The following is a 13,406-nucleotide window of genomic DNA, read 5'->3' on the forward strand; positions in this document are numbered from 1 at the left end:
CACCACGTCGAGTCGATCCGTCGAAGGCCGCCGATCGGACTCTCACACCGGGTATCGCGATCGCTACGTCGACTCCGTGTCCCGGTAGAAGTCGGGATGGGGGTCGAGGGCCTCGAGCGCTGGCGGTGTCGGCTGGCGAACGATGAAGACGTCGTACGCTTCATCGGCGGCGACGTGAACGCCGACGCTCGTCAACGGCGTGACGACGCGGCCGACGTTGTCGCTGCCGAGGAACACGACGCTCGGATCGTGGTTCCGTATCAGTCGCTCGATGTGGCCGGCCAGTTGGGCCTCGGGCGGAAACTCGCGGATCCGTTCGCACTCGAACGCCGCCGACGGTGCGAGCGTCCGCACTCGTTCGCGAAGGCGGTCGACGACCGCATCGACGTCGTACGGTTCGTCCTCGTCGATCCAGCCTTTCTCCCGTGCGTATCCTTTTCGCTCCGGGACGACAGCGACGGCCGCGACCCCCTCCTCGAGGGCAGCGTCGTACTCGACGGCTCTGACGAGCGCGGCTTCCGCGAGTTCCGATCCGTCAAACGGGACGACAAAGGTCATACGGTCCGTCTCGACGCCGCGGCCAATAACTCCGAGGGTAATCGCCGCCCGTCCGGACGCCCGCCGCGCGCTCGTGTTTCGCGTGCTTTTCCGTCCGCGGCTGGGCCGTGGCCCCCTCGAGCGGACATCACGATCCACCCCGGCCCGGCTCGGCTCACTGTCCGTCGTCCGTCCCGAACGTCTTCGCGGACGTGTATTTTCGGGTCAGGTCGAAAGGGGGGACCGAGAGACTCGATGAGCGAGCAACTCGCCGCCAGCACCGTCAGACCGCCGTCGTTTCGCGAATTGGGGCTCGAGGAGATCGCCGATTCTCTCGAGGTTCACCGTGAGGAGACTGATCCACCGGCAACGCCACAATACGACTGTCCGGACCTGCGGGACCTGCTGCTCGTTGCGGAACGCCAGCCGGGGTCGGTGTCGCTGATCGATACCACGCGTCACGAGCGGCTCGGTCGCATCGAGAACGTGGGGAGAGCGCCCCATTCGATCGTCTTTCACCGGTTTCTCGCCGAGAACGACCCCAAAGCGTCCGCGTACGTCCAGTCCCGGCAAGGGTGGGTGAGCAAGCTCGATCTCTCCAGCGGCGACCTCGTCCGCCGCGTCCGGGCCGGCACCTCCGGGCGGGCCATCGCGATCTCCGCGGACTCGAACTACCTCCTCGCGGGGTACTACAACCCCAACCACGCGGTCGTCCTCGATGCCGAGACGCTCGAGCCGCTGCATCGGCTCCCGGCCCACGCGGTCGATCCGGACGGTCAGTCGATCGCCTCGCGGATCTGTACCGTCCGGGACGTGCCGGGCGAGCGCTGCTTTCTGGTCGTCCTGAAAGACGCCGGCAGGGCCTGGTTCGTCGACTACGACGATCCCTCGTTCCCGATCGTCGACGAGGTCGCCGTCGGCCGGACCCTCCACGACGCCGTCTACGGCCCCGACGAGCGGTACTGCTACCTCGCCTCGCAGGGAGACGAGTGTCTGTACGTCCTCGACGTCCGGGAGCGGGCGGTCGTCGACCGGGTACCGACGGCCGGCCCGCCGCATCCGACCCCCGGCGCGATCGACGAGTCCCGCGGGCTCGGCTTTACGGGGACCGTGATGAGCGACGCGATCACGGCGTGGGACCTCGAGAGCCGCGAACCGGTCGCCGACATCGAGGTCCCGGGCCACGGCATGTTCTGCAACTCCCACCCCGACAGCGACTACGTCTGGGGCGACGTGATCTTCGACGACACGGATCGGGACAACGAGGGCGTCATCTACGCGATCGATCCCGACGACCTGCGCGTCTCGACGGTCATCGACACGACCGAGTGGGCCCCCGGCCGGTCGCTCCATCCCGAGTTCACCCGCGACGGCGAGGCGGTCTACGTCAGCTGCTGGGACGCGGGGAAACTGTTGGTCTTCGACAGTTCGACGGGAGCGTTGACCGCCGAAATCGACGGGCTCGAGACCCCGACCGGGACCTTCCTCGGTAACCGGGCCACGGAGCCCTGACCCCGGCCTCGTCGCACCGCCAGCTCACTCGAGCCGCGACAGCGCCACGTCCTTCGCAGTGTCGTCCGCGGTCGGTTCCGTCTCGCGGACCTCGATTTCGCGCACCCACTTGATACTCTCCCAGCAGTCGGCCGCCTCGCCGGTGGGGACGAGCCGTGCCGGGCCGCCGTGTTCGACCGGGAGCGCGTCGCCGTCGAGTGCCACGGCCAGCACCGCTTCGGAGAGCCGCTCGAGGGGGAACGCGCAGGCGTAGCCCTCGTCCATCCCGTCGACGAGCGCGTACGCGCTCGCGTCGGCCGGCTCGACCCGCTCGAGCAGTCGGGCGACCCGAACCCCGCGCCAGGACAGCCCCTCGGCCACCCACCCCTCGGCGCAGGCGAAGTCGTCCGTATCGGTCTCGAGCGGGAGGGAGGTGAGGTCCTCGAGCGCGAAGTCGGTCGGGTGCCGGACCGCGCCGGTCACCGACAGTCGCCACTCGTCGGGGTCGACGCTCTCGGGCACGTCGAACTGCCTGAGATCGGCCATACCGACGGAACGGCGGCGAATCGGATAAGAGACGATCCGAACGGGTTCGGACCGAAATCGACTCGCGGTCGCCGCGGGGGATCAGGGCCGCCAGCCGACGAACGCCTCCTCGGTCGCCACGTCGAAGGCGTCCAGAACGCGTGCGGTCGCCACGTAGTGGGCCGCGAGCATGGCGACGCCGACGACGGTCTCGACGCCGTAGTACTCGCCGAGTCGGTCGTGGTCCCCGTCGCGGGGATCGCCGAGGGCGACGCTACGGGCGTAGGTGACCAGCGCCGCGTCGCGGTCCGAAAGCGCCGCGAGGTCGCCCTCGCTGATGGCGGTGATCTCGGCGTCCGTCACGCCGGCCTCGCGGCCCAGCCGAACGTGTTGGTGCCACTCGTACTCGTGTTCGAGGGCGCGGGCGGCCGCCAGGATGACGACCTCGCGCTCGCGGGCCGGCAGGACGTCCCAGAGCCGCGTCGAGTAGCGCATGTACCACTGCAGTAGCTCCGGGGCGTTGGCCATCGCCTGAAAGATGTGGGCGTCGCCCACGTCGTTCTCGGTGAACAGATAGCGGTACTCCTCGGGGAGGTCGTCGGCCTCAAGCAGCGGCACCCGTGCCATCCTCACTCCTCCGTGCCGTCCGGCCGGCGGGCGATCATGCCCAGCCCGATCCAGGAGATGACCACGTCGCCGTCCTGGTTGATCCCCTCGAGCTTACTGTCGACGTAGCCGCGGGTCGGATCGCTCTCGGAGACCCGCTTGTCGACGATTTCGGTCCGGACAGAGAGCGTGTCCCCGGGTTTGACCGGCTGTTTCCACCGGAGTTCGTCGACGCCGCGAGCGCCCATGCTGGCGCGGTCCTGGATCGGCCCGTCGACGAGCATCCGCATACACATCGCGGCGGTATGCCAGCCCGAGGCGACCAGTTCGCCGAACGCGGACTCTTCGGCGGCCTCTTCGTCCGTGTGGAACGGCTGCGGGTCGTACTGCTCGGCGAACTCGAGTACCTCCGCTTTGGTCACGTGGTACTCGCCGAACTCCCGGGTCTCCCCGACCTCGATGTCCTCGTAGTAGCGCATGACCGTGTGGTGTGGTACGTATCGGCAAGTAGCTGTGGGCTGAGGCAGGCGACGGTGTGTGGTCGTCCGGAACTCGAACGTCAGTCGGTCGGCTGCTCGAGGTCGGTCCCGGTCTCGAGGGGCCGTTCCGCCCGCGTCCGGACGTGAAGCAGGATCGCACAGGCCGCGGCGAGCAATCCCGCAGCGGCCGCGATGGCGAACGCGACCCGGTAGCCCAACTCGGTGTAGACCCGCGTCCCGTTGACGGTGTCGCCGGTCCAGTAGGCATCCAGTGCGGCACCGAGAACGACCGGGAAGACGGCCGCGCCGATCCAGCCCATCGTGTTGACGATCCCGATCACGGTCCCGCTGGCTCCCTCCGGGTGGCGCTCTTTGATGACGGTAAAGGCGAGCGGCACGCCGCCGCGCAGGACGCGAGAGAAGAGGAAGATCGCGCCGACGAGAAACAGGGGGACGGTCCCGAAGGCGGCGAAGACCGCCCAGGTCAGCCCGAACACGACCGTCGAGAAGACGATGAGGCCGGTTCGCTGCCCCCACCGGTCCGAGAGCCAGCCGAAGGCCGTCGGCCCGATCATGCCGCCGACGTTGCCCACCAGCAGGTAGACCGACGCCTCCGTCACGGAGATCCCGTGGGTCTGGACGAGATAGGGGATCCCCCACAGACCGAAGATCGTGATCCCGATGCCGGTCATGAAAAAGAGCATGATCCCCAACAGCCACGTCTCGGGCTCGCGGACCGCGTCCGAGACGTACCGCTTGAGCGTCGCGGCGTCGGTCACGTCCGGTCGGTCCGGCACGTCGTCGATCGGCTCGAGGCCGGCGTCGGCCGGCGAGTCGTGGGAGACGAGGAGGATGCCGACCGCGGCCGCGAGGCCGGCCACGCCGAGGCCGACCATCGACCCCCGCCAGCCGAGCCGCGAAATAGCGACCGCGAGCGGCGTCGTCGCCGCGAGGCCGCCCAGAATGCCGACGCTGAACGTCGCGCCGGTCATCGTCCCGAACTCGTCGGGTCGGAACCAGTTCGCACAGAACCGCAGCGCCGCGACGAAGAGGACGCTGGCCCCCAGCCCGACCAGCACGCGGCCGCCGAACGCGACCGAATAGGTCGACGCCAGCCCGAATGCGACCGCGCCGGCGCTCATCACGGCGGTCCCCGTTGCGGCGGTCGCCCGCGCACCGTATCGGTCCGTCAACAGCCCCGCGGGCACCTGAAACGCTGCGTACAGGTAGAAAAACGAGGAATGCAGCAGTCCGAGGCTCGTCGCCGTCGTGTCGAACGCACGCATCAGCTCCCCCGAGAGGACCGCGGTCGACGACCGGTGGAGACTGACGAGGAAAAAGGCCGCGACGAGCAGTCCCCAGCCGATCCAGCGCCGTCGATACGGGTTCGAGAGCAGTCTCACTGTTTGGGGTATGGTATCATATACATTAAAGCTACGTTCAGCGGTAGGTCGGCGGCGTCACTCGAGGCGACTCGAGCGTCGATCGCCGGCCTGTCGTCGACTGCTGGCCGGTCGCGTCAGTCGCAGTCGTTGCCACCGCTCGGGCTTTCAAAACACCTATGGATCACCGAACTGGGATTTTCGATATGACTCTGGACGATCGGACCGTTCTCGTCACCGGCGGGGCGGGATTCATCGGCTCGAACCTGGCGAATCACCTCGCCGCGAACAACGACGTGACCGTCGTCGACGACCAGTATCTGGGTACGCCGGAGAACCTCGACGAGGACGTCGACTTCGTCGACGCGAGCGTCCTCGCGGACGACCTGCCGACGGACGTCGACGTCGTCTTCCACCTCGCGGCGCTGTCGTCCTATGCGATGCACGAGGAGGACCCGACCACGGGCGCTCGCGTGAACGTCGAGGGCTTCGTCAACGTGGTCGAGCAGGCCCGACAGGACGGCTGTGACACGGTGGTCTACGCCTCGACGTCGTCGATCTACGGCAGCCGCACCGAGCCCTCGCCCGAGGACATGGACGTAGGCGTCGACACCGGCTACGAGGCCTCGAAACTCGCCCGCGAGCGCTACGGCGAGTACTTTGCGAACCACTACGACATGTCGATGGCCGGCATGCGCTTCTTCTCGGTCTATCAAGGCTACGGCGGCGCGGAGGAACACAAGGGCGAGTACGCCAACGTGATCGCGCAGTTCGCCGACGACATCGCAAACGGCGAGTCGCCGGTCCTGTACGGCGACGGGACCCAAACCCGGGACTTCACCCACGTCTCCGATATCGTCCGCGGGCTCGAGGGGGCCGCAGCGGCCGAACTCGACGGGATCTACAACCTCGGGACCGGCGAAGCCTACGACTTCGACACGGTCGTCGAGATGATCAACGACGAACTCGGGACCGACGTCGAGCCCGAGTACGTCGAGAATCCCATCCCCGAGGATGTCTACGTGCATGACACCTGTGCCGACGCCTCGAAGATCCGCGAGGCGATCGGCTGGGAACCCCAGATCGACTTCGAGGAGGGGATCCGGCGGGTCTGTGCGCAGTACACCGAGGACTGAGCCCGGCCCGTACCCGTGGCGTCTCGCGGGGAGTCACTTCTCGGTCAGGAGGCTCGTCCCTCGAGCAGCGACAGCGGCGGTTCACCGGCGGCCGATCGTCTCCGACTGCCGTTCGTCGGGCGGGGAACACCCACGCGATACTCCGTTCGTGGCGGACGGGGACGCGGTATCGCCCCTGCGGCGACCTATCGATTCGACGTACGTTTTAGATATCGTGTGCTATTCGGCCAGAATATTCAAGCGCGGCCGGGTTGGCGTTCGAAACCATGGGGGAGAACATGCAGGAGAACACGGAAACGGAGACCAGACGCTGTCACCACTGCGGTACCGAACGGGAGGTCCGAATCACGGTCCCCTGGCAGGACGACCTCTGTACGCACTGCGGGCGGGCCGTCGACGACCAGGGTTAGTCGGACACCGATCGATCGGCGTCCGAGATCGGGGCGGCGCTGACGGCGGGTCGTGGTGGGCCGGTACTCGTCCTCGAGGACCCGTTGTCGCGTCTCGCAGTGCGTTTTCCGTCGCCGATCGAATACGGAAAATCGGCGACCGCTAGGTGGGGCGGTTCGGCTACCCGTGCCGTCGGTCGGGATCGACGCCCTCGTCATCGGGGACGGACTCGAGGACGTCGTCCCCGGCTCCGGGGTCCGGACCGCGATAGGCCGTCGCGAGCGATCCGCAACCGACGACCGTCGCCGGTGCCGGGTCGTCCGCGGGCGACGCCAGCGGCGAGCCGAACAGCTCGAGTTCGACGCGTTCGGCCTCGGCCCGCACCTCCCGGAGCCGTCGCGTCGCCGCCCGTCGCGTCTCGGGCTCGAGATCCTCGAGTGGGGCCTCGTTGGTGGCCTGAACGTCCGCGAGGAGACTCCGTGCGAGTCGGTCGATCGCTGCCAGCCGCTGGCGAATCGAACAGTCAGCACAGGCTCGAGCGGTCGGTATCGATGCGTCCGGTCGGTCGGGAGTTTCACAATCCCGTGTCTCGTCGTTCGTCATGCTTCCGTGGGTCGGACGGGAGCTACTCGCGGACTCGGTGAGCCAAGCACCGGTCCGCCGTTTTGTGCCCTGTCGGGATCACGCGTAGCTTCCGCACTTACGATTATATACTCCGTTGACAAAAGTCTTGACTACGTACGTCGTCCAAATATAAATACGAATGTAGATATGCTCTCCGTAGATAGCACCTGTTTTTCCGTTCTGCTGGGGTGGTATTGGCCACTGATGGTCGAGCGAGTGTCCTGGATGGCTCCCGTTGACTATGAAATCATGCTCTTTTTTGACGAGCATCCCATTCAGGTTTCGCCGAAGGTACTCGCCGCTAACATCGAATACGATCGGCAGTACGTGAGTAAACGATGCGGACGGCTGGTCGACGCGGGCCTACTGGCCTCCGTCGATACCGGTCTCTACCAACTCACGGATACCGGACACGACTATCTCGAGGGCGAACTCGACGCGAGCGAACTCGAGGACGACTGAACTCGAGTCTCCCGCGCCTTTCGATCCGAGACGGACCACGAATCGATCGGCGTGGAATGGCGGCTGCGAGAGGACGACGATGTCTCCGTTGCAGCCACATCAGACCGACTGCTTCTGAGGAGTTCGGTACTGTCGTGTCCGGTGACGACGTCCAGAAAGCCCCGACGGCGCTCGAGCGCTGCGACTCGCTTCGCTCCTCGGACTCCGTCCTGCGGTGCTTACGTCGTCTCGCACCTCGAGCGCCGTCGCCCCTTTCAGTCCCACCCGCGGTGGATCGATCGGCCGGCTGTCGCACGTGGATCGTGTCGTCTCTGCCGAGTTACCAAGTGCCGTCGATCGCTCGCCGGTAACACGCCTCGGCCTGCTCGGCTACGCTGTCCCAGTCGTATCGCCGCGCTCGAGCCGTGGGGTCTGTCGCGGGACGGTCGCCCGCAAGCGCTCGCTCAAGGACGCTCGCGAGGTCGTCGACTGCTGGGGGCGTGAGAAACCCGGCGTTGGCGATCACTTCCGAGGCGGCCGATTCGGGATGGTCGGCCGCGATGACGGTACAGTCCGCGGCCATCGCTTCGGCGAACGTGATCCCGAACCCCTCGCGAGTGGAGGGAGAAGCGAACACGTCCGCCGCGCGCATGTGAGCGAGGACATCGTCGTACTCCTCGAGAAAGCCCAGCATGGTGATTCGGTCGGCATGCTCGAGGGTCTGCGCTCGGGCCTCGAGCGCGTCTCGCTCCGGACCGTCGCCGATCACGCCCAGCGTCGCGTCCGGGCGGGTGTCGGCGATTTGGTCGAACGCCTCGAGGAGGAGGTCGACGTTCTTGTGTTCGGCGAGCCGGCCGGCATAGAGGACGTCGAAGCCCTCCGCGGCTGGTTCGGTGGTTTCTATCTGGGTTACGTCCAGGCCGTTCGGGACGACCTCGATCCGGTCTCGAGCCGGGCCGATCTCGGTGAGCCGATCGGCGGTGACGCCGGAGACGGCGATCGGATAGTGTGGCGTGTTCGCGGTGAGTCGCTCGATGGCTTTGCCGAAGGGAGCTAGGTGGCCGAGGTACTCGTCCCAGTGGTCGAGCCAGACCTCGTGCCAGGTCGTAACGAGCGGGGTCTCAGTTCCGAGGGTCACGAGTTTGGACGCGAGAACGGGGAAGTAGGGAAACAGGGAGGCGACGACGAGGTCGTGATCGTCGATGTTTCGGCGGAGATGGGGGAGCAGTCGCGTCGAGAAGTCGATGGCTTCCGTGATCGACCGACGGTCGTCGGCGTAGAGTTCCGCGGCGGACGCGACGCCGTAGAGCGTGACGCCCTCGTAATCGATCACCTGCGGACCGTCCCAGAACTGCCGGCCGTAGACGGTGATCTCGTGGCCCTCCGCCGCGAGCCGCCTCCCGATCTCGTGAATGCGTTTCTCAGCACCACCTTTGACGAACGGAAAGACAACGTTAGAAATGAAAGCGGTATTCATTGCATATTAATTGTTGATTAGATATCAACACTCTTTCGATGTATACCCTGCTATAATAAAAACTATAGTGGATGAAAAGTCTGTGAAGATATAGTTTTAGGGGATATTTTGGATGTTATTATCGGATGTAGTGGAATAACGACTTTACACTTCGAATTGCTCGATATCCCAATCCATCATCAAGCGCGGCAGCCAGAATTTTCAGACCATGCATATTACTTTTGTCAAGAACAAGAGATAGTAATGAGAATTGGATTGCTTTGTCATAATTGCCTGTCGTTAACCCATACCTTGCTTTCGTAGAGTAACACCGCGATTGGAATTTTTTGGACAACCCATATTTACGCGCAGTATCAGTATGCTTGTCAATCATCTTATATAATGCAGATTCTGTACGGGTGCTATCTGAACTCATTCGTTCCTCTTCATGTTCGACATGGACTGTATTATTAGATTTGTTATATGTATATTTATGATCTAACGAAAGACGGATGTACCATTCCCAATCCTGCCAAGCAGGGAAGTCTTCGTCCAATAATCCCGTCTCTAAGACCGCTTCTTTTTCAATGATCACATTTGAAAAAGTTCCGACAAAGTTTCCGAGCAAAATTTCATCAGTTATCCAGCCTCTATTCTTAGCCTTCTTAACTGATTTTACATCACCATTTCCATTTTTGTGTATAACTCCACTATAGCATACTTTCGTATCCTTATCTGATGTTTCTAACTCATTAATCCCTTCTCTAACCTTGCTTTGTCGCCACTTATCGTCATCATCTAGGAAAGCAAGAAACTTTCCACTGGCTTGCTTAATTCCTGTGTTTCTTGCTGCACATGCTCCTTGGTTCTCCGAATGTTTGAAATACCTCACATTCGGATTATCCAACGCTGTTACTGTAGAATAGGATACATCTGATCCGTCATTAACTACAATTATTTCTATATTTTCGTAGGATTGGTTATTTACTGTATCTAAGGCTTCCTCTAACTTTTGTGGACGATTATATGTCGGTATTATAACACTTACTTTAGTATCCATCTATGATCTCTCGGTATACCCTAATAGTCTCTTGTGCGGCTGACTCCCATGAGAATTCCTGAACGACCTCCGAGTAGGCTTTTTCAATGATCTGTTCTTTCAGGTTCTGGTTTTCGATAAGAAATCGAATACCTTCAGCAATCTCATCGGGCGATTTCGGTTCGACAAGATAACCATTTCTTTCATGTTTTACGAACTCTCGAATTCCTTCGACGTTAGTCGTGACTACTGGTGTTTTGCTCGCCCAGGCCTCTAAGAGTGTCAATGGATGACCCTCCCATATTGACGGCAGTACAAAAACCGACGCTCTTGAGTAGTATTCAGGAATCTCTTTGTCTGGGACTCGTCCTTTGAACTGGATCCGTCCCGCGAACGGGGTTTCGCGAGCGGCCTGTTCTAGGTTTTCTCTCTCAGGTCCATCACCCACAATTACAAGCTCAAGATCCTCGTGTTCGTTGGCAATCTCACAGAATGCAGATATTAGGTCACCTACCCGTTTTTCGCGGGCCAATCGTCCTAGATAGAGAACATATCCACTATCTTTTCCATCGGTTTGGAATCTATCGATATCTACCCCGTTTGGTATGTATTCTATATTTTTATGTTTTGGTGATAAAAGGTCGAGATGCTCTTGGTTAACAGAGATAACATAATTGTAATTCAGTCGAAGTAGTAGTACTTTCTCGATCTCACGCTCAATCTTGTTCCTAATACCTGAGTTGGATAAGCCAACCCCACTCGGAATTGCCGTACCATGGACTGTGAGGACAACCGGAGTCCCTGAAATAAGCGAGGCTAGCTTTCCGGAAACTGCCGGCAGAAATGTATGCGTGTGTATTATGTCGTATTTCGAAAGAGAAGACCAAGGCACTATTGAAAGTGTAGTAGTAATCCGGCCTATTGGATTATGGAATTCAGTAGTTGGCCCTCGACGAACGACATCTATATCTTCACCGAGTTGTTCCCGACTATCGTATAGTTCACCTCCACTACGTAATGCTCGTGTATACACATCGACTTCGTGACCTGCTTGTTCAATGGACTCTGAGAGATCGCGGACGTGATTTGGACCCCCACCGACCTCAGGCCACCAGTGATCTTGTAACATTAGAATCCTCATATTGATCCCACCTTGACTATGGATACTTCCGGTAAGAATAATCTATCGTTTGAAGTAGAACGTGACAAAATATGGGTCCGACTATTCTATTTATGAATGCCCAACATAATATAATCAAATGCTAGAATTTCCATACACATTAAATCCATTATTGGAATAGATGGTGTTTGATGATGAATCAAATTGTTGTATAGAATTATACTTTATCACGACTACCTCATTCTGATAAGTCCCATGGAATATCACGCTATTTCGGTATTTAGATAAAACAACTAAATGGCCAGATGGAACATCAGACGATAGAATAACTCTGATAGCAGGAGTAGCGAATGAACCGGTTAATGGTGCAGTCGTCTCTATCGTATCAGTATCGCCAACTATTGTTCGGGGAGGAGTAGTCTTATGGTTATCTATCCAATTAGCTACAGCATATTGCTGTTTTGGATAGTTTTGGCTCGTCTCTCCAGTAAGATATTCTGGATTACTCTGACTCACCGTATGCAACGGTACCATTGAGGCCCCCAGGAGGAATAGACACACAATTATAGCAGTAGTCACATGTCGTGCCCTTTCTGAGGAAACTATATTAATCGCATCTTGATATCCCCAAGGGGCCACCCAGCCTGCGCCGATAACAAAATAAGTCATCATACGAGTATAATCTACGACATTAGTTGCAAATGCAATGACTGATAATATTCCAGTCAAAATACCCCAGAGTAGGAAATGATATGACCTTCGCGTCCGGGATAGAAATGCATAACATGCAACCCCAATAGCTAGAATTAGTTGATATATCCATGGAGCAACAGTTCCTTGAAAGAAGCTTACCGAATTGCCCTGAATTCGATATGTTGGCAGAACTGGATCGAGTGATCCTCCCTCAAGCAAAAGGTATCCTGCACCAGCAATCCACATAATGATATTAGATCCGCCAAGATTAAAGAAAACATAATACAAGACGACACACGATCCAATTATTAATGCTAACATGAGTTGCCGGTTTTTTGTTCTAGTTAGTAGGTAAATCCCTGAATAAAGAATCATCATTACGGTCGCAAGATGATGACCAGTAATTGCAATTGGGATTATTAGAAAAAGAGGAACAAGATATCGTCGTTGACCAGTCTGGTCGTACCAATAATAAAGGCAAACAATCATACTAAAGGCAAAAAGACCAATTGTTGGTCGGCGAAACGCACTCCTAAATGCTAGCATTGGGGTCCAAAATAGAAGGATCGTCACCGAAAGTCCTATCGGTCGATGTGGATAAAAGCGACGTATAGTTAATAGAACAATCAGTAAAGACACTATAAATATTATGAATGGTAAAATACCTGTGATAAGTGGCTTCCACCTGACTGCTGGGACAATTGGGAGACTTGTGACCTCACTTGTAACGATTGCTAGGGAATGGAGACCAGGGGTCTTAGAAAAACCAGCTTCAAATCCTGTATCTACCGGAATTTCCGTTTGGGTCTGAGCAATCGTATCTGCAATAATGGCGGCTGGGTGGCTATCTCGGCCATAGAGGTGCCCAAATGAGGTGATACTTGGCCAAAAAACTCCCAGTCCAAGGAGAGCAATAAGGGGATTCCATTCCTTCGTTCTAGTTATACCTAGGAGTATTATAAGAAGAGAAAAAGAATTAATAAAAATGATTGTCTCACCAAACCAAGCAAGCCAAAAGAAAATCCAATACATGCATATATTATAGACCCTTTCTGAACATCCATACAGGTTCTTTCTCCTAAAGATATTTGAGTGTAGTGAAACCGAATCCTCTTCTGGCCACAGATGTTGCGGCATGACTTAGCCAGGTATTTTAAGTAATATTCTTCTCAATTGGCGATAGAAATATTATTTTGATCTCCATATGAGTTTAATACTAATTCTCAATCGATTTTTCATACACTAGTCGGTGTTAACCGTTTTGGATTCGTTATCTTGATTACTTCTTCCGCACTTTGCCCAGTATCGAGATGGTAGAGAAAGTATCCATACTCTCTTATGATGTCTCTCACAACTGTCTAGGTCGAGCGCATGTACTGGCTCAATTATTGAGCGATAGGTATAATATCGAGATAGTTGGCCCCGAATTGAAATCTGGGATCTGGGACCCACTGTGTGAGAAACATGAATATAAATCTCTGGAAACG

General features: G+C 58.4%; 14 protein-coding genes. 4 read left to right on the plus strand and 10 right to left on the minus strand.

Features of this window, described 5'->3' with window-relative positions; translation table 11 throughout:
• Positions 1-63 precede the first annotated feature (63 nt).
• On the minus strand, positions 64-558 hold the full coding sequence (locus NP511_RS19070) for an adenine nucleotide alpha hydrolase family protein (RefSeq protein ID WP_049966695.1): 495 nt from the start codon (positions 556-558) through the stop codon (positions 64-66).
• 234 nt (positions 559-792) lie between these two features.
• Here NP511_RS19070 and NP511_RS19075 point away from each other — a divergent pair, with 234 nt between their 5' ends.
• Complete coding sequence (locus NP511_RS19075; protein ID WP_049966696.1) at positions 793-2,049, plus strand: cytochrome D1 domain-containing protein; 1,257 nt, start codon at positions 793-795, stop codon at positions 2,047-2,049.
• 24 nt (positions 2,050-2,073) lie between these two features.
• Here the strand turns inward: NP511_RS19075 and NP511_RS19080 are convergent, their stop codons facing one another.
• The 4 genes from NP511_RS19080 to NP511_RS19095 form a co-directional block, all read right to left on the minus strand.
• On the minus strand, positions 2,074-2,574 hold the full coding sequence (locus NP511_RS19080; protein ID WP_049966697.1) for a molybdopterin-dependent oxidoreductase: 501 nt from the start codon (positions 2,572-2,574) through the stop codon (positions 2,074-2,076).
• Positions 2,575-2,655: 81 nt separating this feature from the next.
• Positions 2,656-3,180, minus strand: a complete 525-nt coding sequence (locus NP511_RS19085; RefSeq protein WP_049966698.1) for a carboxymuconolactone decarboxylase family protein — start codon at positions 3,178-3,180, stop codon at positions 2,656-2,658.
• A gap of 2 nt (positions 3,181-3,182) precedes the next feature.
• The gene (locus tag NP511_RS19090; RefSeq protein WP_049966699.1) at positions 3,183-3,638 is read right to left on the minus strand and encodes a MaoC family dehydratase; all 456 of its coding nucleotides are present in this window, start codon (positions 3,636-3,638) and stop codon (positions 3,183-3,185) included.
• A gap of 80 nt (positions 3,639-3,718) precedes the next feature.
• Positions 3,719-5,041: an MFS transporter gene (locus NP511_RS19095; RefSeq protein WP_049966700.1), complete on the minus strand. Its 1,323-nt coding sequence runs from the start codon at positions 5,039-5,041 to the stop codon at positions 3,719-3,721.
• Between the two features lie 185 nt (positions 5,042-5,226).
• Between NP511_RS19095 and NP511_RS19100 the strand changes: the two genes are divergently transcribed.
• Both NP511_RS19100 and NP511_RS19105 read left to right on the plus strand, forming a co-directional pair.
• Positions 5,227-6,156 (plus strand): NAD-dependent epimerase/dehydratase family protein, encoded by a 930-nt coding sequence (locus NP511_RS19100; protein WP_049966701.1) that lies wholly within the window; start codon positions 5,227-5,229, stop codon positions 6,154-6,156.
• A 266-nt stretch (positions 6,157-6,422) separates the two neighbouring features.
• Positions 6,423-6,566: a hypothetical protein gene (locus NP511_RS19105; RefSeq protein WP_158413760.1), complete on the plus strand. Its 144-nt coding sequence runs from the start codon at positions 6,423-6,425 to the stop codon at positions 6,564-6,566.
• Positions 6,567-6,726: 160 nt separating this feature from the next.
• Here the strand turns inward: NP511_RS19105 and NP511_RS19110 are convergent, their stop codons facing one another.
• A complete protein-coding gene (locus tag NP511_RS19110; RefSeq protein WP_049966702.1) occupies positions 6,727-7,149 on the minus strand; it encodes a hypothetical protein in 423 nt (140 codons plus the stop codon).
• A 225-nt stretch (positions 7,150-7,374) separates the two neighbouring features.
• Here NP511_RS19110 and NP511_RS19115 point away from each other — a divergent pair, with 225 nt between their 5' ends.
• On the plus strand, positions 7,375-7,632 hold the full coding sequence (locus NP511_RS19115) for a MarR family transcriptional regulator (RefSeq protein ID WP_211249120.1): 258 nt from the start codon (positions 7,375-7,377) through the stop codon (positions 7,630-7,632).
• 319 nt (positions 7,633-7,951) lie between these two features.
• On the opposite strand, the gene NP511_RS19120 is transcribed toward NP511_RS19115, so the two are convergent.
• The 4 genes from NP511_RS19120 to NP511_RS19135 form a co-directional block, all read right to left on the minus strand.
• The gene (locus NP511_RS19120) at positions 7,952-9,088 is read right to left on the minus strand and encodes a glycosyltransferase family 4 protein (RefSeq protein WP_049966703.1); all 1,137 of its coding nucleotides are present in this window, start codon (positions 9,086-9,088) and stop codon (positions 7,952-7,954) included.
• A 118-nt stretch (positions 9,089-9,206) separates the two neighbouring features.
• Positions 9,207-10,127 (minus strand): glycosyltransferase family 2 protein, encoded by a 921-nt coding sequence (locus NP511_RS19125; RefSeq protein WP_084158318.1) that lies wholly within the window; start codon positions 10,125-10,127, stop codon positions 9,207-9,209.
• A complete protein-coding gene (locus tag NP511_RS19130; RefSeq protein WP_158413761.1) occupies positions 10,117-11,235 on the minus strand; it encodes a glycosyltransferase family 4 protein in 1,119 nt (372 codons plus the stop codon). Before NP511_RS19130 ends, NP511_RS19125 begins: the two co-directional genes overlap by 11 nt.
• A 126-nt stretch (positions 11,236-11,361) precedes the next feature.
• Entirely contained in the window at positions 11,362-12,951 is a 1,590-nt protein-coding gene (locus tag NP511_RS19135) for a hypothetical protein (RefSeq protein WP_136396918.1), read from the minus strand.
• Between the last annotated feature and the right edge of the window lie 455 nt (positions 12,952-13,406).

Source organism: Natrinema thermotolerans, assembly GCF_031165565.1.
In the GTDB taxonomy this organism is placed as follows: Archaea; Halobacteriota; Halobacteria; order Halobacteriales; family Natrialbaceae; genus Natrinema; species Natrinema thermotolerans.